This window comes from Rhodobacter maritimus, from assembly GCF_058747975.1.
The window spans coordinates 828923-850709 of record NZ_CM179095.1; the positions used below are offsets into that span (position 1 = coordinate 828923).

The following is a 21787-nucleotide window of genomic DNA, read 5'->3' on the forward strand; positions in this document are numbered from 1 at the left end:
GCCCGGTCGGAGTCAATGTGACGACATATTGCCGCCGCAAAAATGCTTCGAATGTGACATCGACTATCCACATTTTGTGGTGTGAAGCACGAATGGCGCAGGCCGACCTGTCTAAAAAGGCCGGTTCGTGAATCCGACTTCCCGTTGGGGTTGTGAGGCGCGTCGCTAGAACACCTTTGTCGAAGATTCGTTTTCCGGCAGAATCACCCGGTGCCGCCTTTGTGCCACCATATCTGGTAGCCTTATTCCGCGACACATCCCGAAAATCCTGTGGATGACTGGCCCCTCCGCCCTGCCGGCCGCCAGAAAGGGCTTTACAGAAGCGGCCTTTGGCTCCACCATATGTAGTAAGAAGAGGGCAGAAAACCTCCTCTTCTTGTAGGGGCGACAAGCCATTGGGGTGCTGCAACCCAAGGCGCAGACAGGCAGGAGAACGGGCATGGCGTTGAGCGAGGATTTCCTCCAGACCGAAGACCTACATCCGATCGACATCGTCGAAAGCCTGGCCGAACATCACGAATGGGATTTCGACCGCGTGACCGACGACCAGATTGCCATGTCGGTCGAGGGGCAGTGGCGCACCTATTCCATCACGCTCGCATGGTCCGCGCTGGACGAGACCCTGCGCCTGATCTCGACCTTCGAGATGGACCCGCCCGCGGAGCGCGAGGCGGCGCTGTATGATCTGCTGAACCGCGCGAACGATCAGGTCTGGACGGGCGCCTTCACCTTCTGGGCCGAACAGCGGCTGATGGTGTGGCGCTACGGGCTGGTCCTGTCGGGCGGGCATGTGGCGGGCCCTGAACAGATCGACCGGCTGATCGGTTCGGCCGTGGCGGCGGCGGAACGCTTCTACCCGGCGTTCCAGCTGGCCTGCTGGGGCGAGGAAAGCCCCGAGGCGGCGATGAATGTCGCCATTGCCGAAGCCTACGGCCGCGCATAGTCTGGCCCCCGCAAGAAGGGGGACGCGATGGATTTTTCAGAACTTTCGAAACGCGGCCTGGTCATTCTGGGCTGTGGCAAGATGGGGTCGGCCATGCTGGAACGCTGGCTGCGGCAGGGGCTTTCGCCCGATGCCGTCTGGGTGCTGGACCCGAACCCGTCTGACTGGCTGAGGGGCACGGGCGTTCATGTCAATGCGGGTGTGCCGAAGGCGCCTGCCGTGGCGCTGATCGCCGTCAAGCCGCAGATGATGGCCGAGGCGCTGCCGGTGTTGCAGCCCCTTGCGCAGGCGGGGACGCTGTTCATCACGGTGGCGGCCGGCACGCGGATCGCGGCCTATGAGGGCACGCTTGGCGCAGGCACGCGGCTGGTGCGCGCGATGCCCAATACCCCGGTCGCGATCGGACGCGGGATCACCGCGCTTTGCGGCAATGCCGCTTCGGGCCCCGCGGATCTTGACCTGGCCGAGGCGCTTTTGTCGTCGGTCGGGCAGGTCGTCCGCCTTGAGGGCGAACACCAGATGGATGCGGTCACCGGGGTGTCGGGCTCGGGTCCGGCCTATGTGTTTCACCTGATCGAGACGCTGGCCGCCGCGGCCGAGGCCGAGGGCCTGCCCGCGCCGATGGCGCTGCAACTTGCGCGCGCCACCGTTGCCGGGGCGGGAGCCCTGGCCGAGGAAAGCCCCGACGACCCCGCGCAACTGCGCCGCAACGTGACCTCTCCGGGTGGAACGACGGCGGCGGCGCTGGAGGTGCTGATGGAGCCGCAGACCGGGTTTCCCGGCCTGATGAAACGCGCGGTGGCAGCCGCCGTGCGCCGTGGAAAGGAGCTGGGCGGATGACGATCTCTTTCGACGATTTCATGAAGGTGGACATCCGTGTCGGCCGCATCACCCGCGCCGAACCCTTCCCCGAGGCGCGCAAGCCGGCCTACCGGCTCTGGGTCGATTTCGGCCCCGGGATCGGCGAGAAACGATCCTCCGCGCAGATCACGCGGCATTACGAATGCGACGAACTGGTCGGCCGTCAGGTTCTGGGCGTGGTCAATTTCCCGCCGCGCCAGATCGGCCCGGTGAAATCCGAGGTGCTGGTGCTGGGCGTGCCCGACGAGGCGGGCGAGGTGGTCCTGATCGGCCCCGGCCATGAGGTGCCGATTGGCGGGCGCCTGTTCTGATGCGCGTTCTGGTGACGCGCCGGATGACGCCACGGGTCGCGGCGGTGCTTTCTCAGGAATTCGGGGCCGAACTGAGCGACGATCCCGCGCCCCTGTCCTTGCAAGAGGCGCGCGCGGCCCTGGCCGGATATGATGCGATCCTGCCGACGCTTGGCGATGATTTCCGCGCCGAGGCCTTCGCGGGCGCGCCCCGCGCCCGGCTTCTGGCCAATTTCGGCGTGGGCTTCAACCATATCGACGTGGCCGCCGCGCGCGCGGCCGGCATCGCGGTGACGAACACCCCCGGCGCGGTCACCGATGCCACCGCCGACATCGCCCTGACGCTGATCCTGATGAGCGCACGCCGCGCCGCCGAGGGAGAGCGTCTTGTGCGTGCCGGAAACTGGGGCGGCTGGCAGCCCACGCAGATGCTTGGCCAGCAGGTCTCGGGCAAGCGGGTGGGGATTGTCGGCATGGGGCGGATCGGCAAGGCAGTGGCGCGGCGCTGTCATTTCGGCTTCGGCATGGAGGTGGTGTTCCACAACCGCTCCGAGGTGGCCGCGCCGGGCTGCCCCGCGCGTCAGGTGCCGCTGGCCGAGGCGATGGCGGCGGATTTCGTGGTGATCGCCGTGCCCGGCGGCCCCGCGACCCGTCACCTGATCGGCGCGGCCGAGCTGGCCCGCATGGCCCCGCATGCCCATCTGATCAATGTCGCGCGCGGCGATATCGTGGACGAGGCCGCGCTGATCGCCACGCTGAAGGCGGGCCGGATCGCCGGGGCGGGGCTGGATGTCTACGAGCGCGAGCCCCAGGTGCCCGCCGCGCTGCGCGCGCTTGGCAATGTCACGCTCTTGCCGCATCTGGGCACCGCCGTGGAAGAGGTGCGCGACGCGATGGGCATGATGGCTGTTGAGAACCTGCGCGCCTTCCGCGACGGCAGGGATCTTCCGAACCCGGTTTGACCGCTTGACCTTGCCCCGTGAGGGGTGGATTCTCGGGCGATACGAGGAGGCGCGGATGCACAGGCCGGTCATTGCGGGGGCAGGGGTCTTCACCCCGTCCGAGGTTATCTCGAACGACGAGCTGGTCGTGGCGTTCAATGCCTATGCCGACCTGTTCAACGCCGACAATGCCGCGGCGATCGCGGCTGGAACGCTGGCGCCGCTGGAGCATTCGTCCAGCGCCTTCATCGAAAAGGCCTCGGGGATCCGGCAGCGCCATGTAATGGACAAGAGCGGCGTGCTTGATCCGCGGCGGATGTATCCGCGCCTGCGGCAGCGCAGCGATGACGAACCCGGAATCATGGCCGAAATGGCGCTGGAGGCCTGCACCGGGGCGCTTGCCGCGGCCGGGCGCGACGGCGCCGCGGTCGACCTTGTGATCTGCGCGGCCTCGAACATGGAGCGGCCCTATCCCGCCATCGCGATCGAGATCCAGAAGCTTCTGGGCGCGGGGGGCTTTGCCTTCGACATGAATGTGGCCTGTTCCTCGGCCACGTTCGGCATTCAGGCCGCCGCGGACATGATCCGTGCGGGGTCTGCGCGCCGCGCGCTGGTGGTGAGTCCCGAGATCTGCTCGGGCCATCTGGAATGGCGCGACCGCGATTGCCATTTCATCTTCGGCGACGTGGCGACCGCGGTGCTGATCGAGCGCGCCGAGGAGGCAGAGGGCGGATTCGAGATCATGTCGACGCGCTGCGCGACCGAGTTTTCCAACAATATCCGCAACAATAACGGCTATTTGCGGCGCACCCGCCCCGACGGTCTGGCCGATCGGCGCGACATGCAGTTCATGCAAGAGGGGCGCAAGGTCTTCAAGGAGGTGCTGCCGATGGTCTCGGCGCATATCCTGGCGCATCTGGATGAAAGCGGCATCGCGCCGGATCGGCTGGCGCGGCTGTGGCTGCATCAGGCGAACAAGACGATGAACGATTTCATCGGCCGCAAGGTTCTGGGGCGCGATCCCTTGCCGGGCGAGCAGCCCAATATCCTTCAGGATTATGCCAACACCTCTTCGGCCGGCTCGATCATTGCTTTCGCGCAGAATTCGGACGATCTGGCGGCGGGCGAGCTGGGGCTGATCTGTTCCTTCGGTGCGGGCTATTCGGTGGGCTCGGTCATCCTCAGGCGGATCTGAGGACGGTGGGCGCAGGAGCCTCCGGCGGGGATATTTGAGCGAAGATGAAGATGGATCAGGGGGCGCCCACGGCCGCGCGCCAGTGGCGGCGGCACAGCGAGACATAGGATTCGTTGCCGCCGATCAGGATCTGGTCGCCATCGCGGGCGAAGCGGCCGTCGGCCCCCTTGCGCGCGACCATCGTCGCCTTCTTTCCGCAATGGCAGATCGTGCGGACCTCGCGCATTTCGTCGGCGAGGGCGAGGAGGGCGGCCGAGCCGGGGAACAGCTCGCCCCGGAAATCGACGCGCAGGCCGTAGCACATGACCGGCAGGGTCATGTCATCGACGGCGCGCGCAAGCTGCCAGACCTGTTCGTGGCTGAGAAACTGCGCCTCGTCGAGGAAGACGCAGGCGCAGGGGCCGGCCTTCAGCCGGGCGGAAAGCAGGGCGAACATGTCGGTCGTGGCATCGAAGGTATCGGCCTCGGCCCCGATGCCGATGCGGCTTGCGATGCGGCCGGGGCCGGCGCGGTCGTCGAGGCGCGCGGTCACCAGGTAGGGGGCCATCCCGCGTTCGCGGTAGTTATGTGCGGCCTGAAGCAGGATCGTGCTTTTGCCGGCATTCATCGTGCTGAAGTGGAAATATAGCTTTGCCATGGCGCGCGACTATCGTTTCCTTGTCCGGATTGCGCAAGCCCCGGTGCTGTTGGAATTCCCCGGCAGACGTGGTCTGCCGGGGATGACCATCAACAAGACACCATGAAAATCGTTATAAAAAACGGCCACCACACGACTGCGGTCTGCACCGCCCTGCCATCCCAAGCGGCGGGAATGCGGGGCCTTACTCTACCGACGCTGGGTCACCGGTTACTCTTTACGCGTTCCGGGTTACGGAACAATTTATGAATGACAAACTCTTGGCGGGTGATTAATGGGAAAGACCGGCATGATTTCCCCGCCGGAGAGTGCAATGTATGCGGAGTGCGGCGCGTGACGGACAAGATCGGCAGCTATCTGAAGAAGCACACAGAGGCGCTGGTGAAGGATGTGGGCGTCGAGGCCGCGGCCGAGGTTTCGGGCAAGTCGAAGGCGACGCTGGGGCGGTATTATTCCAACGATCCGGCGCATGGCGATCGTTATATGCCGATCGACGTGGTGGCGCGGCTTGAGACGGCGGCACGGTTTCCCCATGTCACCCATGCGCTGGCGGATCTGCGCGGGATCACCCTGTCCTATGACGAGGAGCGACGCAACGTCGCGCCCTCGGGCGGGATCAACTCCGACGTCGTGGCGCTGAGTCAGCGCTTTGCCATGCTGATGAGCGAGTATCACCAGTCGATCCAGGACGGCAAGATCACCATAAACGAGGCCAAGCGCCTTCTGGCCGAGACGCAGGCGATCCAGCGGGTCTTGCTGGATATGAAGCTGCATCTGGAGGACGAGACCGTCCAGAACTGAACAGGGCGCCCCGCGGGGCGCCCTTCGCTTATGCCGTCTGCGTGCGCTTGCCCTTGCGGGCGGGGCGCCGGGTCGGACGCCCTTCGCCGCCACCGCCACCGCCACCGGCCTTGGCCGTCTTGGGGGCGCCGACCGGCTTTGCAGGGCGTGCGGCGGGTTTGCCGTTGCCGCCGCGATTGCGGCCGGGGCGTTGGCCGGGCTTTGCGGCCTGCGTGGCCGCGGTGGAATGCGGCTCTCCGCCGATGACGGGGATCTGGGCTTTCATGGCCTTTTCGATGGCGCGCAGATCGCCCATTTCCAGCGGTGCGCAGAAGGCGACCGCGCGCCCGTCACGGCCCGCGCGGGCGGTCCGGCCGATGCGGTGGACATAGTTCTCGGGGACGTTGGGCAGGTCGTAGTTGTAGACATGCGCGACCAGCGGAATATCGAGCCCGCGCGCGGCCACATCGGTGGCGACGAGCACCTCGACATCGCTGGCGCGGAAGGCGGCAAGGGCGCGTTCGCGCTGTCCCTGAGACTTGTTGCCGTGGATCGCGGTAACCGAGAAGCCCCATTTGTCCAGAAGCTTCGCCAGCTTGTCCGAGCCGTGCTTGGTGCGGTTGAACACGACGGCAAGCTCTCCGGGGTGGCGCGAGAGGTATTCGGCCAGCAGCGTCGCCTTGTCGCCCTGCGAGACGAAATGCACGCCTTGGTCGATCTTTTCGGCCGCCTTTCCAGGGGCCGCGACCTGCACCCGCACCGGATCGGTCAGATAGCTTGCGGCAAGTTCCTCCATCAGCTTGGGCATCGTGGCCGAAAACAGGAGTGTCTGGCGTTCCGCGGGGATCAGCTTGGCGATCTTGCGCAGCGAGTGAATGAAGCCGATGTCGAGCATCTGGTCTGCCTCGTCCAGCACGAGGTATTTCGTTTCCGCCAGCGTCAGCGCGCGCCGGTCGAGCAGATCCAGAAGCCGCCCGGGCGTGGCGATCAGGACATCCGTGCCCTTGGCCAGCCGCTCGGCCTGCACATTGATCGACGCGCCACCCACGACGCGGAAGATCCGCACCGGAGAGCCGGCGGCGAAGGCGGTCAGGTTATCGTGGATCTGGGTCGCCAGCTCGCGCGTGGGGGCAAGAATGAGGGCGCGCACGGTCTTGGGCGCGGGGCGTTTGCCATAGGCCAGGATCTGGGTCAGCATCGGCAGGCCGAAGGCCGCGGTCTTCCCCGTTCCGGTTTGCGCCAGGCCAAGCAGGTCGCGCCCCTTGACGATATGCGGGATGCCCTGGGCCTGAATCGGCGTGGGTTTGACCAGCCCAAGCGCGTCCAGATTTTTCAGCAAGGCCGGAGCCAGGCCAAGGTTTTCAAAGTTTTCCAATAGTCTGTCCTTCACAGCCATGACTTCGCATGGCGAAATTCATCACGCCCCTTCGAAAAGGGGACGGTCTCTTGCGGGTGCGGGCCACCGGCCTGCTGGACCCCCGCGTGATTTGGGAACCGTTTCCCCGCGTCGGGCGCCATTCGGGGCGTGGCTGCTCACGCGGCAGCGGACATCGGGTGAGTGGCACATGCGCCCTGAGGCGGGAAAAGTCAAGGCTCTTGACCGATTTGCGCGAAGGGTCAGGCCCGTTCGGCGGTGTCCATCCAGATCGTGATCGGCCCGTCATTCACAAGCGCCACCGCCATGTCGGCCCCGAATTCGCCATTGGCGACGGCAAGGCCCTCGTCGCGCAGCGCCTGAGAGAACAGAAGATACAGCCGCTCGCCCTCGGCCGGGGGCGCGGCAGTGGAAAAGCCGGGGCGGTTCCCGCGCGAGGTATCGGCGGCCAGCGTGAACTGGCTGACGACAAGCGCCGCCCCGCCGGTATCGCGCACCGACAGGTTCATCTTGCCCGCCGCGTCCTTGAAGATCCGCAGCTTGGCGATGCGCGCGGCCAGCTTTTGCGCCTCGGCCCCGGTATCGCCGGCCATGGCGCAGACAAGGATCAGAAGGCCGGGGCCGATCTCTCCAGTCCGGCGCCCGTCCACGGTGACGCTGGCTTGTGTGACGCGCTGGATCAGGGCCCTCATGCCAGATCCTCCGCCCATGGCGGGTTGGCGCCCGCGCGTGCGACCGTGACCGCCGCGGCCGCGATGCCGCGTTCCAGCGCGCGGCGGATCAACGCGTCGTCCGCCACCTCAAGCGCGCGCTTGTCCAGCGCCCCGGCGCGGTCGAGCGCGTTCAGGACGCCCGCGTTGAACGTGTCGCCTGCACCGACCGTATCGACGACCTTCACCGCCTGGGCTGGCGCGAAAACCGCATGCCGGGCGGAAAACCCGTGCGCCCCCCGCGCGCCTTCGGTCACGAAAACCAGCTTCGGCCCGCGAGCAAGAACCCCCTTCGCGGCCGCGTCGATCGGCTTGTCCCCCTCCAGCCACCGAAGATCCTCGTCCGACAGTTTCACGATATCGGCCACCGCCATCATCCGGGCCAGCCGGGCGCGATAGGCGCCTTCGTCGCTTATGAAACCGGGGCGGATATTGGGGTCGAGCATCGTCACGCGGCGCGGGGCCTCTTGCAGCATCAGCACCTCGTAGGTGGCGCCGCAAGGCTCGACCGGAAGCGAGATGCCGCCGAAGAACAGCGCCCGCACCCGCGCGGGCAGGTCCGGCAGGTCGGCGGGGCTCAGCATGCGCCCGGCGGTGTTTTCGTCATAGAAGGCGTAAGAGGCCTGCCCGTCGCGCAGCGTCACGAAAGCCAGCGTCGTGGGCCGGTCCGAGCGATGCGCAAGGCGGGCGTCGACCCCCGAGACCTTCAGCGCGCTTTCCAGCATCTGCCCGAACAGGTCGCGCGACAGGCCCGAAAAGAACCCGGTTTCGGAGCCGAGCCGCCCGAGCGCGATGGCGGTGTTGAACACCGCCCCGCCCGGGTAGGGGGCAAAGGCGGCCTCGTCCGCGCGGGTTTCGCGTGGCAGCATGTCTATCAGGGCTTCACCGCAACACAGGATCATGGGGCCTCCCGCCTCTTTCCGTTATCGCTAACGCCATACATGCCGCCGAGCTTTCCGGCAATGCCGCGACAGGGGGAAAACGGCCTATCCCTGCTGCATCTGGCCGATATAGGCGCCAATGGCGAGTATGATCGCAACGGCGATGACCGCAAACGCGATTTTCCAGGCCGACCAAGGCCGCTCGCCCTGCACGCGCCCGGTCTGGCCGTTGACCACGAAGCGGAAGCTGCGGCCGCGATACTTGTAGGCGGCGGTCCAGACCGGCAGCAGGACATGCTTGAACGTCTCGTCCGAGAAATCCGTGTCGATGCGGTCTACCCGCTGCTCGTCGCCGCCGATGTCGCGGCGCACATCCGAGGCGATGACATGGGCCATCTCGGCCCGCGCAAGGTAGTGCCCCTCGCGCAGCTCGACCGTGTAGCCCTCGGCCTCGAAGCCGGACAGGTAGTCGGGGCGGTAGGGGCGCAGCGCCGAAAGATCCCAGGGTTTCAGTGCGTCGGTATAGCGCGTGGGAAGCGAGCGGGCGGCATAGATCAGCACATCGTCGAAGGCGCGCGCGACACGGCCGGCAACGCGGTGCCAGCGGACCTTGCGCACCTGCTGGGTGCGCCGCTCGGTCCGCCCGTCGACCCGCACATTGACCGTGCGGGTTTCGTAATAGTAATCGCCCCGATGCCCGGCATAGGCCGAGCGGGTGCTGGCGTCGAAGGTCCAGAACGGGGCATAGACGCCGCGCATCCGCCGCCCCTTGCGGGCATATTGCGTCAGCCCCGAGGGTGCGAACCACAACCGCCCCAGCCAGTTGCCAAGCGCCGCGCGGGCCTGCGCCTCGGGGAGGACGAAGGGGATCACGCCCTGGGGCTTGATCAGCCGCCGGCTGCCCGTATCCACCACGACCGGAGTTGCACAAAACGGACATTCCGACGCGTGATGCTCGCCCTCCAGGTCGAACTGGGCACCACAATTCGGACAGGAAAGCGTCTGACGCTCTTCCATCTCGGGTTCGGGAAGCTCGGCGCGCAGCGCGGTTTCCAGGTCCAGCTCGTGCAGATGCGCGACGCCGCGCCCGGTGGCGCGGGGGATGTCCTGGACATGGCCGCAATGGTCGCAGACCAGCCGCGTCTCCCCCGGAGAGAAGCGCAGATCCGCGCCGCAGGATTCGCACGGATAATGATGTTCGTCGCGTGGCCCAGCCATGGTGCTTTCGGCTTAGCCCGCGGCGGGGGGCGGGGGCGGCGCGATGGTGAAAAGCTGCGCCAGCTCGGCCACCTCGTCGGCGGGTTTCCAGCCATCGAGGCCGGGCGTCCAGACCAGCGTTTCGCGCGTGAAAGCGCCCTCGGCCACCATCCGGCCCAGATGGCCGCGCCCGTAGGGGCCCTGCGCCTGGCCGCCCTGCGCGATATGCCAGACCTTCTCGGCCACCGGGGGCAGGGGCGGCGGCGTTACGGCGGCGGGGGCCGGGGCCGCGCCCCAGGGGCCGGGCTGTGCCATCTGCTGGCCGAAGCCTGCCCCCATGCCCATACCGATCCCGGCGCCCACGGCCGCGCCCATCGCGCTGCCCGCGGCCCCGCCCGCGCCAAGCGCCTCGGCCGCGTTGAACTGCGCATAGCGCGTCAGATCGCCCACGATCCCCATCGAGGTGCGCTTGTCGAGCGCGGCCTCCACCTCGGCCGGCAGGCTGATATTCTCGATGTAGAATTCGGGGATCGACAGCCCGTAATTGGCGATGGTCTGGGTGATGGCCTTCGTCACCAGCCTGCCCAGATCGGCCGTATTGGCCGCCATATCCAGCACCGGGATCCCCGATCCCGCGATCATGCGCGAGAATTCCTGCACGATCACGTTGCGGATCTGGAAGCTGATCTCGTCGGCGGTGAATTCGCCATCCGTGCCCACGATCTCGGCTAGGAAACGCGCCGGCTCGGATACGCGCATCGAATAGGTGCCGTAGGCGCGCAGCCGCACCGGGCCGAATTCCGGATCGCGCGCGATGATCGGGTTGCGCGTGCCCCATTTGAGGTCGTTGAAGCGGGTGGTGTTGACGAAATAGACCTCGGACTTGAAGGGCGAGCGGAAGCCGTGGTCCCAGTGCTGAAGCGTGGTCAGCACGGGCATGTTGTTCGTTTCCAGCATGTAAAGCCCCGGTCCGAACACATCCGCGATCTGGCCTTCATGCACGAAAACGGCCGCCTGGCCTTCGCGGACGGTCAGCTTGGCGCCGTATTTGATGGCGTGCCCCTCGCGCTCGAAGCGCCAGACCATCGTGTCGCGGGTGTCGTCGGTCCAGTGGATGACGTCGATGAACTCGCCCGTCAGGAAATCGAGAATGCCCATGATTGGCCTCCTTCAGCTTTCTCCGCCAAGCATTTCGGCGGCAATCGTTTCGATGACGGGGCGCGCGTCGCGCTCGGTCATGCCCGGTGTCAGACGTGGGTCGTAAAGGATCTTCAGCAGCATTTCGTCATGCCGGGTCAGCAGGGCGAACTCCTCGTCGTCGTTGAAGATCGAGGGGCGCGCGCGCGGGCTGTCATTGGCAAGGCCCATGCCCTGCGCCAGTTCCTCGTGAAGGCATGACAGGCGCAGCGCGTCGGGATGTTCGCCCCGGATTACCGCGACCGCGCGGGTATAGCTGGAGGATTGCCCCTCGGAAAAGGCAAAGACCACGCAGAAGGTTGCGGGCGAAAGGTCGGTGATGGCGCGCACCGAGGCGCCGTCGATCCCCGGCACCAGTTCGCGCAGCCGTGGTGCAAGGGCGCGGCGTTCGTCCTCGTTCACCACGAAGATCGAGAAATTCCCGCCCGAGGGCACGAAGCGGACCGAATGCCCCGTCGCGCGCCCCAGACGCCCGGCGTAAGAGGATATCGCGGCGCTGTCGCTGCGGCGCTGCGCAAGCGGAACCGAGGCCCCGAACTCGACCGACATGCGCACCGGCCCGCCCCAGCGGCGCAGATGGCTGGGGCTTTGCCGCGCGACGATATTGCCGCCCGCGCTGGTATATTCGTCGTAAAGCGCGATGCGGATGAAATTCTCGGTCAACTGCCTTGCGCCGAAAGGGGCATCGCGGGGGGCGACATCCTGGCGCAACAGCCCCTGATCCAGAAGCGTCGCCTGGATCTGCGCGTAATAGGTGCGCATCGCCTGCGACTGGGCCGAGGGCGCGACGGGCGGCGGGTTGCCGATCCCGCCCGAGGGGGCGGGCACCGGGCGCGGCGTGGAGGCCGGGGCAAGGCCCGAGCCGTCGGCCACGCATCCCGCCAGCATCAGGCACATGCCCCACACCCCCGCCACCCGCGACAGGTGCCCGCCTTTGGGATGGGCAGAGGTCCGGCCGCGCCCCATGTTCAGACGGAACCGCCGATGGTGGCGCCGGTCTTGTCCGCGCGGGCGGTGGCCGAGGCAAGCGTTTCGCGCAGTTCGGATTCCATCTTGCGCAGGTCTTCTTCCGCGGCGGCGCGCTTGCGCTTGCCCTCGTCGGCGATGCGCAGGCTGTCCTCGATCGTGGCGATCAGTTCGGCATTGGCGGTCTTTACCGCCTCGATGTCGAACACACCGCGTTCCATTTCCTCGCGCACGATCTGGTTGGCTTCGCGCAGGTTCCTGGCATTCGCGGTCAGCAGCTCGTTGGTCAGGTCGTTGGCCTCGCGCACGGCGCCCGCGGCCTCGGCCGAGCGCTGGATCGTCACCGCCTGCGCCAGTTGCGTTTCCCACAGCGGCACGGTGTTGACGAGGGTCGAGTTGATCTTGGTCACCAGGCTCTTGTCGTTTTCCTGCACCAGCCGGATCGAGGGCAGCGACTGCATCGTGACCTGCCGCGTCAGCTTCAGGTCATGCACCCGGCGTTCCAGATCGTCGCGCGCGGCGCGCAGATCGCGCAATTCCTGCGCGCGTATGACCTTGGCCTCCTCGGCCGCGCCCTCGACCGCAGCCTCGAGCGCGGGGATCTCGGTCGCGTCCAGCGCGCGCAGCTTTTCCTCGCCCGCGGCGATGTAAAGCGCAAGCTCGTTGTAGAAATCGAGCGTCTTGTCATAGAGCATGTCGAGCGACTTGATATCCTTGAGCAGCTTGTGCTCGTGGCTCAGAAGATCGTCGGTGACCTTGTCGATCTGGCCCTGCACCTCTTCGTAGCGGGCGACGAACTTGCTGAAAGGCGCCGCGCGGCCCAGAAGCTTGTCCCAGAAGCTGCGCTTGCGCCGCACGTCAAGCTCGGAGACCGAGAAGCCGCGGATCGTGGTGACGATGTTGCGCAGGCTGTCGCCGGCGGGGCCGACATCCTTGTTCTTGACGCCCGAAAGCATCTCCTGGCTGATCGTCTGCAACTCGGCCTGCGCGCGCGAGCCGAACTGCACGATCGAGCCGGTATCGCTCATGTCCAACTCGGCCATGCGGGTGCGGATTGCCTCGGCCTTGGCCGGGTCGGCCTCGCCCAGTGCCACCACGGCGCCCGCATCCTCGGGCTCGGGCAGGATCACCGCACTCACGCTTTCGATTTCGGCCAGGGCCAGTGCAGCCTTTTCGCGGGTGGTCTCGGTCATCGCCATTCCTTTCGCGGCGACGATGCCCGGCGCCTCTGTGCCGGCCTGTCGCCCAACATACCCATTTACTGCCCGGTTCGCGTGACGCCGCGGCCCGAAGCCTGTTCACACAGCCCTGCGCCGCCATCGTCATCCGGCCCAAGGCTGCCAAGCGCATCTTCGTTCGGCCCGGCGGCAAGGACAACCGAAACTTTCCCGGCGATGCGTTCCGGCGCCCGAAGTTCAGGGCCGGCAGGCGCGCAGGCCCGGCAGGCGGGACCGCCGGGTCCGGCCATGTCGCGCAGATCGCCCAACTTAGCCCGTAACCCGCCGGTTCCGCCTGCAACAGGGGCGGCTTGCGATTCGATCTGCCGGCCGGTGCTGTCCCCGAATGGTCCGATTCCCGATGTCGATGCGCCTGCCCTCGGGGAACGGAGGCTAACCGCCGTTCTGAAGGCGCACGCCCTCACGGGCAAGACGCTCGCGCAGCACGTCGATTTCCACGTCCAGCCCCTCGCGCCCGTTTTCGATCAGGCTGCGGGTGCGGGCGTTGAAATTGCGCTCAAGATCGCTCAGCAGCGCCTCGTAATCGGTGCGGGCCTTGCTGTCGCGGGTGGCCGTCCACAGATCGACGAACTTCACCGTCGCGTCGCGCGCGCCCATCAGGTAGACGCCCATGTAGCGCCGCGCCGCCGTCAGGTCCGAGGGGTCGGATTCGACCGCCTCGAAGAGGTTGCGCGCACTGGCCGCAAACAGCGCCACGCGCGCCTCAAGCTGACGGTCGCGGGCGCGGGCGATGGCATCCTTCATCGCGGCAAGGTGCTTTTCGCCCTCTTCGATGGCACGGGCAACGCGGTCCTGCTGGTAGGGGTCGATCCCCTCCATGCCCTTGTCCTTCATCGGGTCGGGGCCGAAGGTCAGCATATGCACGAAGCCGCCCACAAGCCCCAGGATCGCCGCGCCCACAGGCCCGGAGGTCAGCCAGGCCCCCGCACCAAGCGACAGCGCGAAGATCAGGGCGCCAAGCGCCTTGCGCGGCAGGGCGGGGCGGCGCGCGGTGCGGCGCGCCTCATATTGCACTTGCGCCCGAAGCCCCTCACGCGTGAGGAACGAGGACAGCGCGATCCCGGCAAAGGCGCCAAGGCTGAGGACAAGCGAAACCGGCCCGTCGCCGAATGCGCCAAGAAGGAAGGGTGTCGCGCAAAGCACAACCCAGAAGGGGCGCCCCTCATGCGGGTGGCGCAGCGGCGCCACGGCCAGTTCTGCCGGGATCTCGCGCCCCGCAAGCGGCGGGTCCGTGCGATCGGTTCTGCCGGGGGGCGGGCTGTATTTTCCGCCGAAACGTTGGGCCATCGCTCTGCCTTTCAGACGCTGCCGGTCAGCGCGACCGACAGGGTCAGCGCCAGAAGCAGGTAAAAGGAGATGCGCCTGACAGCGGATTGAGACATGAGGCCCCCGATGGTCCGCGCGGGTCTGAACGCCCCGCCTTCCCCGTGTTATAAGCACGTTTCCCGTGTTATAAGCACGAAAACGCCCATCTTCCAGTGGCATGCGCCGATTTCCGCCGGGAAGGGCGGAGCGCAATTCATGCAGGCCCCGTCCCGCGCCTATTCAGAGCTGCGCGGCTTGGGCCGTCCGCCGGGCTTGCCCGCGCCGCCATCCTTGCCACGATGTGATTTGAACCCGGCCGAGCGCCCGCCCGCTCCGTCACCCGGCTTGCCGCCATGCGAGCGGTATCCGGCAGATTTGCCGAAGGGTTTTGCCCCCGGTTTGCCGCCGCCCTCGGGCTTGCCACGCGCGCCCGAAGGGGCGGGCTTGCCCGTCGCCCGCGGCTTGCCGCCAGCCGGCCGACCGGCCCCGTCCCGGTCATCGCGGTCCGCATGTGAGCGGAACCCCTCGGCGCGCGCCTGCGGCTTGCCCTTGTCCGACCAGCGCGGCTTGCGATCATCGCCCCCCGCGCGCTTGGCATAGGGTTTACGGTCCCCGTCCTCCCGCCGGGCATAGGGCTTGCGATCCCCGTCCTCACGCTTGGCATAGGGTTTACGCTCTCCATCCTCGCGCCGGGCGTAGGGTTTGCGATCCCCGTCCTCCCGCCGGGCATAGGGCCTGCGCTCTCCGTCTTCCCGCCGGGCGAAGGGTTTCCGGTCTCCTTCCCCGCGCTGCGCATAGGGCTTGCGTGCAGGGCGGCTTTCAGCGCCGTCCGAGTCGCCATCGAACAGGCCGCCAAGCTGGTCGCGCAGGATCCGCCGCTTTACCTCGACCACATCGCCGGGCTTCATGGTATTAAGGCGGAAGGGGCCGTAACTGACCCGGATCAGCCGGTTCACCACCAGCCCCACAGCCGCCATCGCGCGGCGGATCTCGCGGTTCTTGCCCTCGCGGATGCCGACGGTCAGCCAGGCATTGGCGCCCTGCTGGCGGTCCAGCGTCACCTCCATCGGCTGGAACTCGTCGCCCTCGATGGTGATGCCCCGGCGCAGCGGATCGAAGGTGGCATCGTTCGGGCGCCCGTTCACGCGCACGCGGTATTTGCGCAGCCAGCCCGTTTCGGGCAGTTCGAGCCGCCGCTTGAGCCCGCCATCGTTGGTGAGCAGAAGCAACCCCTCGGAATTGAGGTCGAGCCGCCCGACATTCAGCACCCGCGGCATGCCCTCGGGCATTTCGTCAAAGATCGTGCGGCGGCCCTGCTCGTCCTTCTCGGTGGTCACAAGGCCAAGAGGCTTGTAATACAGCCAGACGCGGGTCTCCTGCGGCGCGTCGATGGGTTTGCCGTCGATCGTCACCCGATCCTTCGGCCCGACATCGAGCGCGGGGCTGAGGATCGCCTTGCCATTCACCGCCACGCGCCCGGCCAGAACCATCTTCTCCGCATCGCGGCGCGAGGCCACGCCGGACCGCGCGATGACCTTTGCGATGCGTTCGGTGGCGGGGGATGTGTCGTCGGCGGCCATGTCGGGCTCCTGTGGGCGGGTGCAAGGAGCCTCTCTAGCGCGAAGCGCGCGCAAGGGGAAGCATCTTGCACAAGCCGGGCGGCGCCGTCATGAAAGATGTCATGAGCCGTTTCACAAGTTATATGGAGATCGCGCTGGACGAGGCGCGCGCCGCCGCGTCGCGGGGCGAAGTGCCGGTGGGCGCGGCCGTGATCGCCCCGGACGGGCAGGTTGTGGCGCGCGCGGGCAACCGCACCCGCGAGCTGAACGATCCCACGGCACATGCCGAAATCCTCGCGCTGCGTGCAGCCTGTGCCGCGGCGGGGTCCGAACGGCTGCCCGGATACGATCTCTATGTCACGCTCGAACCCTGCCCGATGTGCGCGGCCGCCCTTGCCAATGCCCGTATCGCGCGGATCTATTACGGCGCTGCGGACCCGAAATCCGGCGGGATCGCGCAGGGGCCAAGGATTTTTGCGCATCCGCAATGCCACCACCGCCCCGAGGTCTATGACGGCATCAACGCCGCCGAGGCCGAGCGCCTGCTGAAAGACTTCTTTCAGGAAAAACGCTGATCCCGTTCATCTTTGCATAAATATCCCGGGGGTCCGGGGGCAGCGCCCCCGGCCTTGGCGCGAGTTACGAAGGCCGGGGGTTTTGCACCCCCGGACCCCCGCAGGATATTTGCACGAAGCTGAAAATGCGGTCCGGTATTCCTAGAAGGAGATCGGTTCCATCACCTGCGGTTCGATGACCTTCACGCCCGGCAGGCCCGCTATCAGCGCGTCGGCGGATTGTTCGAGCAGCGGGAAGGTGCGGTAGTGGCAGGGGATCACCGTATCGAAGTTGAAGTAGCGCCTTGCCGCATAGGCCGCGCGTTTCATGTCCATCGTGTAATGCCCGCCCGCGCAGAGGATGCCGATATCGGGTTTGTGATAATCGCCCATCCATTCCATGTCGGCCATGATGTCGGTATCGCCCGACACATAGATCGTGTGACCCTCGCCCGCGATCATGAAGCCCGCTTCGCCGCCCGCCGGATGAAGCCCGCCCTGCTGGAAGTCGATGCTGTTGGAGTGCGAGGCATTCACCATGGTGACCCTTGCGCCGTTCAGCTCGATCGTGCCGCCCTTGCCGAACCCGTTGGCGGTGACGCCTTCCTTGCCGCCAAGCGCGACCGAGAGTTCATGTCCGCAGGCGATCGGGATGCCGCGTTCGGCGGCGATGGTGATGGCGTCGCGGGCGTGATCGCCATGCCCGTGGGTCAGCAGGATATGGGTTGCCCCCGCGATCGCCTCGGGGCGGCGGTCCTCGGGGAATACGGGGTTTCCGGTCACCCACGGGTCGATCAGGATCACGGCTGTCTCGATCTCGAGGCGGAAGCCGGAATGTCCAAGCCAGGTCAGTTTCATCGGGGTCCTCCTGATTTGCCTTGCCCCAAGACTACCGTGGCGGGCGCGAAAGGGAAGCCGTGCTTGAAGTGCCGCCCCTTGGGCGCTAAACCCGGCGCCGAGAACAGCGGAGAGCCCAATGTCCATTGACATCGACACCGCCCGCAAGGTGGCGCATCTGGCACGCATCGCCGTGGCCGAAGAGGACCTGCCGGCGCTTGCCGGCGAATTGTCCGGCATCCTGACCTTCATGGAGCAGCTCAACGAGGTCGATATCGACGGGGTGGAGCCGATGACCTCGGTCACGCCGATGCGGCTCAAGCGGCGCGCGGATGTCGTGACCGACGGGAATTACCAGGACAAGATCCTGTCCAATGCGCCCGATGCCCGCGAGGGTTTCTTTGCCGTGCCGAAGGTGGTGGAATGAGCCTGAACGAACTGACGATTGCCGATGCCCGCGATGCGCTGCGCAAGGGCGATGTGACCTCGGCCGAGATCACCGAAACCTGCCTGAAGGCGATCGAGGGGGCGGGCGCGCTGAATGCCTTCGTGCACCACACGCCCGAGATCGCGCGCGAACAGGCGCAGGCGGCCGATGCGCGGATCAGGGCGGGCGAGGCTCCGGCGATGTGCGGCATCCCGCTTGGGATCAAGGACCTGTTCTGCACGAAGGGCGTGCCGTCGCAGGCGGCGTCGCGCATCCTGGAAGGGTTCCGGCCGGAATACGAATCCACCGTGACGCAGAACCTGTGGGATGCGGGTGCGGTGATGCTGGGCAAGCTGTCGATGGACGAGTTCGCCATGGGCTCGTCGAACGAGACCGCGTGCTATGGCAATGTGGTCAACCCCTGGCGGCGTGGCAATGACCCGACGGCGCTGACGCCGGGCGGGTCTTCGGGCGGTTCGGCCGCGGCGGTGGCGGCGGATCTGTGCCTTGGGGCGACGGGCACCGATACCGGCGGCTCGATCCGGCAGCCGGCGGCCTTTACCGGCATCGTCGGGATCAAGCCGACCTATGGGCGGGTGTCGCGCTGGGGTGTGGTGGCCTTTGCCTCCAGCCTCGACCAGGCGGGTCCGATGACCAAGACGGTGCGCGATGCGGCGATCATGCTGGGGGCGATGTGCAGCCACGATCCGAAGGATTCCACCAGCGCCGACATCCCCGTGCCGGATTTCGAGGCCGCGCTGAGCGGCGACATCCGCGGCAGGAAGATCGGCATCCCGCGCGAATACCGCATGGACGGCATGCCCGCCGAGATCGAGAAGCTGTGGTCCAACGGGGCGGCGATGCTGAAGGATGCAGGCGCCGAGATCGTCGACATCTCGCTTCCGCATACCAAATACGCGCTGCCGGCCTATTACGTCGTGGCCCCGGCCGAGGCGTCCTCGAACCTCGCGCGGTATGACGGGGTGCGCTATGGCCACCGCGCCCGGCTGGGCAAGGGCGACGGCATCACCGAGATGTATGAAAAGACCCGCGCCGAGGGGTTCGGCAAAGAGGTCCAGCGCCGGGTGATGATCGGCACCTATGTGCTGTCGGCGGGCTTCTACGACGCCTATTACAACCGCGCGCGCAAGGTCCGGGCGCTGATCAAGCGCGATTTCGATCAGGCCTTCGCGGCCGGCATCGACGCGATCCTGACGCCCGCCACGCCGTCCTCGGCCTTCGGTCTGGGCGAGATGGCGGATGCCGATCCGGTGGCGATGTATCTCAATGACGTGTTCACGGTGACGGTGAACCTTGCCGGTCTGCCCGGGATCTCGGTCCCGGCCGGTCTGGATGGCAAGGGGCTGCCGCTGGGGCTGCAATTGATCGGCCGCCCGTGGGAAGAGGGCGATCTGCTCAACCATGCCTATGTGCTGGAAAAGGCGGCGGGTTTCTCGGCCAAGCCGCAGCGCTGGTGGTAAGCGGGACAAGAGGAACGGAAGGGACAGGCGATATGCGGGCTTTCTGGGCGGTTCTGCCGATGGTCGTTCTGGGCGCGTGCAGCCCGGTGCCAGGCAATCCCGATGCCGGGGTGGGGTTCTCGGATTACGAGACCTACCTGCAACAGCGCGAGGCTGCGCTGCGCGGGAACCGCCCGGCGCCGGCCCCGATCCTGTCGCCCGCCGTCGCGGCAACGCCCGCACCGCAGAGAGCGCCGGTCGCGGCTGTGCCGACACGTATGACGCCCGGCCAGCCGATGTCGGCGCTTGCGCCGGGAGTGCTGCCGGGGGCGACGACACAGATATCCGACGAGAACAGCTTCGAGGCGGTTTCCGGGCGCCGCTCGATCGCCGCGGATGCCGAACGCATCGCGGCCAACCGCGAGATGTATCAGCCGGTGACGGTGACTGCGCTGCCCGCGCGGCCGGGCGACAGCGCGCCCAACCTGGTGGCCTATGCGCTTTCCGCGCAGAACCGGCTGGGTCAACCGGTCTGGAAGCGCGGCGGGTTGAGCCTTGCGCGTCATGACAAGGCCTGTGCGAAATATACCTCGGCTGATCTGGCGCAGATGGCGTTCCTCAAGCGCGGCGGCCCGGAGCGCGATCCGGGCAATCTCGACCCCGATGGCGACGGCTTTGCCTGCGCATGGGATCCGACGCCGTTCCAGGCCGTGCGCAACTGATCCGATGGCGGGGGGCGGCTCTCCGAATTTCGGCGAAAGGCGCGGTGGCGCGACCCCCGAACTGATCGTGATCCATTACACCGCGATGGAAAGCTGCGCGGCCGCGCGTGCCCGCCTGTGTGACCCGCAGGCCGAGGTGTCGGCGCATTGGCTGATCTCGGAAACTGGCGAGGCGATCGCCCTCGTGGCCGAGGAGATGCGCGCATGGCATGCCGGGGCAGGGGCCTGGGGCGGGCTTGAGGATGTCAATTCGCGCTCGATCGGGATCGAGCTGGCCAATCGCGGCGATGCCCCTTTCCCCGAGCCGCAGATGGCCGCGCTGGAGCGGCTGTTGCGCGCGATCATGGCGCGCTGGGGTATCCCGCCCGAAGGCGTGATCGCGCATTCCGACCTTGCGCCGGGGCGCAAGTCCGATCCGGGCCCGCGCTTCGACTGGCGCAGGCTGGCGCTTCAGGGGCTTGCGGTCTGGTCCGATGCGCAGAGCGGGCCTTTGCCCGCACTGCCGGTCTTTGCCGCGCTTGCCCAGACCCTCGGCTATCCGCCCGTGGCCGATGACACGCTGCTGGCCGCCTTCCGGATGCGCTTCAACCCGCGTGCCGAAGGGCCGCTTTCGGATCTCGACATGGCGCGCATGGCCGATCTGGCCGCCCGTTTCGGCGCCGATGGCGATCAGTGGCGCGGCGCCTGACGGGGCGGCGGGCTGCGGGGGGCCATTGACGCCGTGCGCGCGCCCGCCTATCTGGGCGCTGCGCGGATCGCTGGATGACCGCGCGCATGCATAGGTCCGGGTTCGCCCCGGATACCTGCCTGCGCGAGGAAAGTCCGGACTCCATGAAGTGACGGTGCCGGGTAACGCCCGGCGGGGGCAACCCCAGGGAAAGCGCCACAGAAAACAGACCGCCCTGCGTGCAGGGTAAGGGTGAAACGGTGGGGTAAGAGCCCACCGCGGGACTGGCAACAGGACCGGCACGGCAAGCCCCACCGGGAGCAACGCCGAATAGGGACCGCAGGCGGGCCGCAAGGCACCGCAGGGGAGCTTCGCCCCGGGCGGTCCGGGTTGGCGGCTTGATCCCGCAGGCAACTGCGGGGCCAGAGGAATGGTCATCCAGAGGGGGCAACCCCTTGGACAGAATCCGGCTTACAGGCGATCCGCGCATTTCCGCCTGCGACAGGGTGGCGCCTTGATCGGGCGGCGCGCAGCCCCCAAGTTTTCTTTCATGAACCGACGGAAGGACGGCGCAGCCATGAGCTATACGATTGATCGCATCATCGCGGGGCAGGATCTTGAGGCCGTGGAGGCCCGCCTGCGCAAGGCGCTGTCCGAAAAGGGGTTCGGCGTGCTGACCGAAATCGACGTGGCCGCGACGATGCACAAGAAGCTGGGCCGCGACATGGCCCCTTACCGCATTCTGGGCGCATGCAATCCCGCGCTTGCCTGGGACGCGATCGGGCATGAGCCGAAGGTCGGCGCGATGCTGCCCTGCAATGTCATCCTGCGCGCGGTCGAAGGCGGGGTCGAGGTTTCGGCCATCGACCCGGTCGCCTCGATGCAGGCGATCGACAACCCCGCGCTGACCGAGGTTGCCGCGCGCGTGCGCGGCCTTCTGGGCGAGGTGGTCGGCGCGCTCTGAGCCCTTTCGCGTCACGGGAATTTTTGTCTTGGCGCTTTCGGCGCCACACGGCAATATCGCCACATCACTGCAATCCGGGGG

At 67.1% G+C, this 21787-nt stretch carries 23 protein-coding genes and 1 other RNA gene; 13 read left to right on the forward strand and 11 right to left on the reverse strand.

The genetic code is table 11. The features are described from left to right. Nucleotides 1–439: 439 nt before the first annotated feature. The 5 genes from AC4PTO_RS04165 to AC4PTO_RS04185 are packed head-to-tail and all read left to right on the forward strand — an operon-like array spanning nucleotide 440 to nucleotide 4230. The gene (locus AC4PTO_RS04165; RefSeq protein ID WP_492732173.1) at nucleotides 440–943 is read left to right on the forward strand and encodes a type III secretion system chaperone family protein; all 504 of its coding nucleotides are present in this window, start codon (nucleotides 440–442) and stop codon (nucleotides 941–943) included. 27 nt (nucleotides 944–970) lie between these two features. Beyond that, complete coding sequence (gene proC / locus AC4PTO_RS04170; RefSeq protein ID WP_492732175.1) at nucleotides 971–1783, forward strand: pyrroline-5-carboxylate reductase; 813 nt, start codon at nucleotides 971–973, stop codon at nucleotides 1781–1783. Then, a complete protein-coding gene (locus tag AC4PTO_RS04175; protein ID WP_492732177.1) occupies nucleotides 1780–2115 on the forward strand; it encodes a tRNA-binding protein in 336 nt (111 codons plus the stop codon). Before proC ends, AC4PTO_RS04175 begins: the two co-directional genes overlap by 4 nt. Next, nucleotides 2115–3056 carry a 2-hydroxyacid dehydrogenase gene (locus AC4PTO_RS04180; RefSeq protein ID WP_492732179.1) on the forward strand — a complete coding sequence of 314 codons (942 nt, stop codon included), beginning with the start codon at nucleotides 2115–2117 and terminating at the stop codon, nucleotides 3054–3056. The genes AC4PTO_RS04175 and AC4PTO_RS04180 overlap by 1 nt, the downstream gene beginning before the upstream one ends. A gap of 55 nt (nucleotides 3057–3111) precedes the next feature. Next, nucleotides 3112–4230, forward strand: coding sequence for a beta-ketoacyl-ACP synthase III (locus AC4PTO_RS04185; RefSeq protein WP_492732181.1), 1119 nt, complete (start codon nucleotides 3112–3114; stop codon nucleotides 4228–4230). 55 nt (nucleotides 4231–4285) lie between these two features. Here AC4PTO_RS04185 and AC4PTO_RS04190 read toward each other — a convergent pair whose 3' ends face one another. Next, a complete protein-coding gene (locus AC4PTO_RS04190; protein ID WP_492732183.1) occupies nucleotides 4286–4867 on the reverse strand; it encodes a thymidine kinase in 582 nt (193 codons plus the stop codon). Nucleotides 4868–5200: 333 nt separating this feature from the next. Between AC4PTO_RS04190 and AC4PTO_RS04195 the strand changes: the two genes are divergently transcribed. After that, entirely contained in the window at nucleotides 5201–5668 is a 468-nt protein-coding gene (locus AC4PTO_RS04195; RefSeq protein ID WP_492732184.1) for a hypothetical protein, read from the forward strand. A gap of 28 nt (nucleotides 5669–5696) precedes the next feature. On the opposite strand, the gene AC4PTO_RS04200 is transcribed toward AC4PTO_RS04195, so the two are convergent. The 9 genes from AC4PTO_RS04200 to AC4PTO_RS04240 all read right to left on the reverse strand — a co-directional run bounded on the left by AC4PTO_RS04200 (nucleotide 5697) and on the right by AC4PTO_RS04240 (nucleotide 16096). After that, nucleotides 5697–7022 (reverse strand): DEAD/DEAH box helicase, encoded by a 1326-nt coding sequence (locus tag AC4PTO_RS04200; RefSeq protein ID WP_492732186.1) that lies wholly within the window; start codon nucleotides 7020–7022, stop codon nucleotides 5697–5699. 242 nt (nucleotides 7023–7264) lie between these two features. Further along, nucleotides 7265–7714 carry a D-aminoacyl-tRNA deacylase gene (dtd, locus tag AC4PTO_RS04205; protein WP_492732188.1) on the reverse strand — a complete coding sequence of 150 codons (450 nt, stop codon included), beginning with the start codon at nucleotides 7712–7714 and terminating at the stop codon, nucleotides 7265–7267. After that, on the reverse strand, nucleotides 7711–8634 hold the full coding sequence (locus AC4PTO_RS04210; RefSeq protein WP_492732190.1) for a carbohydrate kinase family protein: 924 nt from the start codon (nucleotides 8632–8634) through the stop codon (nucleotides 7711–7713). The genes dtd and AC4PTO_RS04210 overlap by 4 nt, the downstream gene beginning before the upstream one ends. A gap of 84 nt (nucleotides 8635–8718) precedes the next feature. Continuing rightward, the gene (locus AC4PTO_RS04215) at nucleotides 8719–9831 is read right to left on the reverse strand and encodes a TFIIB-type zinc ribbon-containing protein (RefSeq protein WP_492732192.1); all 1113 of its coding nucleotides are present in this window, start codon (nucleotides 9829–9831) and stop codon (nucleotides 8719–8721) included. Nucleotides 9832–9843: 12 nt separating this feature from the next. Then, complete coding sequence (locus AC4PTO_RS04220; protein ID WP_492732194.1) at nucleotides 9844–10968, reverse strand: SPFH domain-containing protein; 1125 nt, start codon at nucleotides 10966–10968, stop codon at nucleotides 9844–9846. 12 nt (nucleotides 10969–10980) lie between these two features. Next, the gene (locus AC4PTO_RS04225; protein WP_492732196.1) at nucleotides 10981–11904 is read right to left on the reverse strand and encodes a DUF2927 domain-containing protein; all 924 of its coding nucleotides are present in this window, start codon (nucleotides 11902–11904) and stop codon (nucleotides 10981–10983) included. 71 nt (nucleotides 11905–11975) lie between these two features. Beyond that, nucleotides 11976–13166, reverse strand: coding sequence for a toxic anion resistance protein (locus AC4PTO_RS04230; RefSeq protein WP_492732198.1), 1191 nt, complete (start codon nucleotides 13164–13166; stop codon nucleotides 11976–11978). Between the two features lie 417 nt (nucleotides 13167–13583). After that, nucleotides 13584–14498: a 5-bromo-4-chloroindolyl phosphate hydrolysis family protein gene (locus tag AC4PTO_RS04235; RefSeq protein WP_492732200.1), complete on the reverse strand. Its 915-nt coding sequence runs from the start codon at nucleotides 14496–14498 to the stop codon at nucleotides 13584–13586. A gap of 254 nt (nucleotides 14499–14752) precedes the next feature. Continuing rightward, nucleotides 14753–16096: a pseudouridine synthase gene (locus tag AC4PTO_RS04240; protein ID WP_492732202.1), complete on the reverse strand. Its 1344-nt coding sequence runs from the start codon at nucleotides 16094–16096 to the stop codon at nucleotides 14753–14755. 101 nt (nucleotides 16097–16197) lie between these two features. On the opposite strand from AC4PTO_RS04240, the gene AC4PTO_RS04245 reads away from it, so the two are divergent. Next, entirely contained in the window at nucleotides 16198–16650 is a 453-nt protein-coding gene (locus tag AC4PTO_RS04245) for a nucleoside deaminase (RefSeq protein WP_492732204.1), read from the forward strand. A gap of 141 nt (nucleotides 16651–16791) precedes the next feature. On the opposite strand, the gene AC4PTO_RS04250 is transcribed toward AC4PTO_RS04245, so the two are convergent. After that, on the reverse strand, nucleotides 16792–17487 hold the full coding sequence (locus AC4PTO_RS04250) for a metal-dependent hydrolase (protein ID WP_492732206.1): 696 nt from the start codon (nucleotides 17485–17487) through the stop codon (nucleotides 16792–16794). A 118-nt stretch (nucleotides 17488–17605) separates the two neighbouring features. On the opposite strand from AC4PTO_RS04250, the gene gatC reads away from it, so the two are divergent. The 6 genes from gatC (at nucleotide 17606) to AC4PTO_RS04280 (ending at nucleotide 21706) form a co-directional block, all read left to right on the forward strand. Next, nucleotides 17606–17893 carry an Asp-tRNA(Asn)/Glu-tRNA(Gln) amidotransferase subunit GatC gene (gene gatC / locus AC4PTO_RS04255; protein ID WP_492732208.1) on the forward strand — a complete coding sequence of 96 codons (288 nt, stop codon included), beginning with the start codon at nucleotides 17606–17608 and terminating at the stop codon, nucleotides 17891–17893. After that, nucleotides 17890–19374, forward strand: coding sequence for an Asp-tRNA(Asn)/Glu-tRNA(Gln) amidotransferase subunit GatA (gene gatA, locus AC4PTO_RS04260; protein ID WP_492732210.1), 1485 nt, complete (start codon nucleotides 17890–17892; stop codon nucleotides 19372–19374). The genes gatC and gatA overlap by 4 nt, the downstream gene beginning before the upstream one ends. A gap of 32 nt (nucleotides 19375–19406) precedes the next feature. Next, the gene (locus AC4PTO_RS04265; RefSeq protein WP_492732212.1) at nucleotides 19407–20075 is read left to right on the forward strand and encodes a hypothetical protein; all 669 of its coding nucleotides are present in this window, start codon (nucleotides 19407–19409) and stop codon (nucleotides 20073–20075) included. 4 nt (nucleotides 20076–20079) lie between these two features. Next, complete coding sequence (locus tag AC4PTO_RS04270; RefSeq protein ID WP_492732214.1) at nucleotides 20080–20763, forward strand: N-acetylmuramoyl-L-alanine amidase; 684 nt, start codon at nucleotides 20080–20082, stop codon at nucleotides 20761–20763. 62 nt (nucleotides 20764–20825) lie between these two features. Continuing rightward, an RNA gene (gene rnpB / locus AC4PTO_RS04275) (RNase P RNA component class A) lies at nucleotides 20826–21232 on the forward strand. Between the two features lie 87 nt (nucleotides 21233–21319). After that, entirely contained in the window at nucleotides 21320–21706 is a 387-nt protein-coding gene (locus AC4PTO_RS04280) for a DUF302 domain-containing protein (protein ID WP_492732216.1), read from the forward strand. Nucleotides 21707–21787: the final 81 nt, after the last annotated feature.

Bases quoted from the DNA above. Each gene is read 5' to 3' on its own strand.
- AC4PTO_RS04165 (WP_492732173.1), top strand. From the start codon at position 440: ATGGCGTTGAGCGAGGATTTCCTCCAGACCGAAGACCTACATCCGATC.
- proC (WP_492732175.1), top strand. From the start codon at position 971: ATGGATTTTTCAGAACTTTCGAAACGCGGCCTGGTCATTCTGGGCTGT.
- AC4PTO_RS04175 (WP_492732177.1), top strand. From the start codon at position 1,780: ATGACGATCTCTTTCGACGATTTCATGAAGGTGGACATCCGTGTCGGC.
- AC4PTO_RS04180 (WP_492732179.1), top strand. From the start codon at position 2,115: ATGCGCGTTCTGGTGACGCGCCGGATGACGCCACGGGTCGCGGCGGTG.
- AC4PTO_RS04185 (WP_492732181.1), top strand. From the start codon at position 3,112: ATGCACAGGCCGGTCATTGCGGGGGCAGGGGTCTTCACCCCGTCCGAG.
- AC4PTO_RS04190 (WP_492732183.1), bottom strand. From the start codon at position 4,867: ATGGCAAAGCTATATTTCCACTTCAGCACGATGAATGCCGGCAAAAGC.
- dtd (WP_492732188.1), bottom strand. From the start codon at position 7,714: ATGAGGGCCCTGATCCAGCGCGTCACACAAGCCAGCGTCACCGTGGAC.
- AC4PTO_RS04210 (WP_492732190.1), bottom strand. From the start codon at position 8,634: ATGATCCTGTGTTGCGGTGAAGCCCTGATAGACATGCTGCCACGCGAA.
- AC4PTO_RS04215 (WP_492732192.1), bottom strand. From the start codon at position 9,831: ATGGCTGGGCCACGCGACGAACATCATTATCCGTGCGAATCCTGCGGC.
- AC4PTO_RS04220 (WP_492732194.1), bottom strand. From the start codon at position 10,968: ATGGGCATTCTCGATTTCCTGACGGGCGAGTTCATCGACGTCATCCAC.
- AC4PTO_RS04225 (WP_492732196.1), bottom strand. From the start codon at position 11,904: ATGTGCCTGATGCTGGCGGGATGCGTGGCCGACGGCTCGGGCCTTGCC.
- AC4PTO_RS04230 (WP_492732198.1), bottom strand. From the start codon at position 13,166: ATGACCGAGACCACCCGCGAAAAGGCTGCACTGGCCCTGGCCGAAATC.
- AC4PTO_RS04235 (WP_492732200.1), bottom strand. From the start codon at position 14,498: ATGGCCCAACGTTTCGGCGGAAAATACAGCCCGCCCCCCGGCAGAACC.
- AC4PTO_RS04240 (WP_492732202.1), bottom strand. From the start codon at position 16,096: ATGGCCGCCGACGACACATCCCCCGCCACCGAACGCATCGCAAAGGTC.
- AC4PTO_RS04245 (WP_492732204.1), top strand. From the start codon at position 16,198: ATGAGCCGTTTCACAAGTTATATGGAGATCGCGCTGGACGAGGCGCGC.
- AC4PTO_RS04250 (WP_492732206.1), bottom strand. From the start codon at position 17,487: ATGAAACTGACCTGGCTTGGACATTCCGGCTTCCGCCTCGAGATCGAG.
- gatC (WP_492732208.1), top strand. From the start codon at position 17,606: ATGTCCATTGACATCGACACCGCCCGCAAGGTGGCGCATCTGGCACGC.
- gatA (WP_492732210.1), top strand. From the start codon at position 17,890: ATGAGCCTGAACGAACTGACGATTGCCGATGCCCGCGATGCGCTGCGC.
- AC4PTO_RS04265 (WP_492732212.1), top strand. From the start codon at position 19,407: ATGCGGGCTTTCTGGGCGGTTCTGCCGATGGTCGTTCTGGGCGCGTGC.
- AC4PTO_RS04270 (WP_492732214.1), top strand. From the start codon at position 20,080: ATGGCGGGGGGCGGCTCTCCGAATTTCGGCGAAAGGCGCGGTGGCGCG.
- AC4PTO_RS04280 (WP_492732216.1), top strand. From the start codon at position 21,320: ATGAGCTATACGATTGATCGCATCATCGCGGGGCAGGATCTTGAGGCC.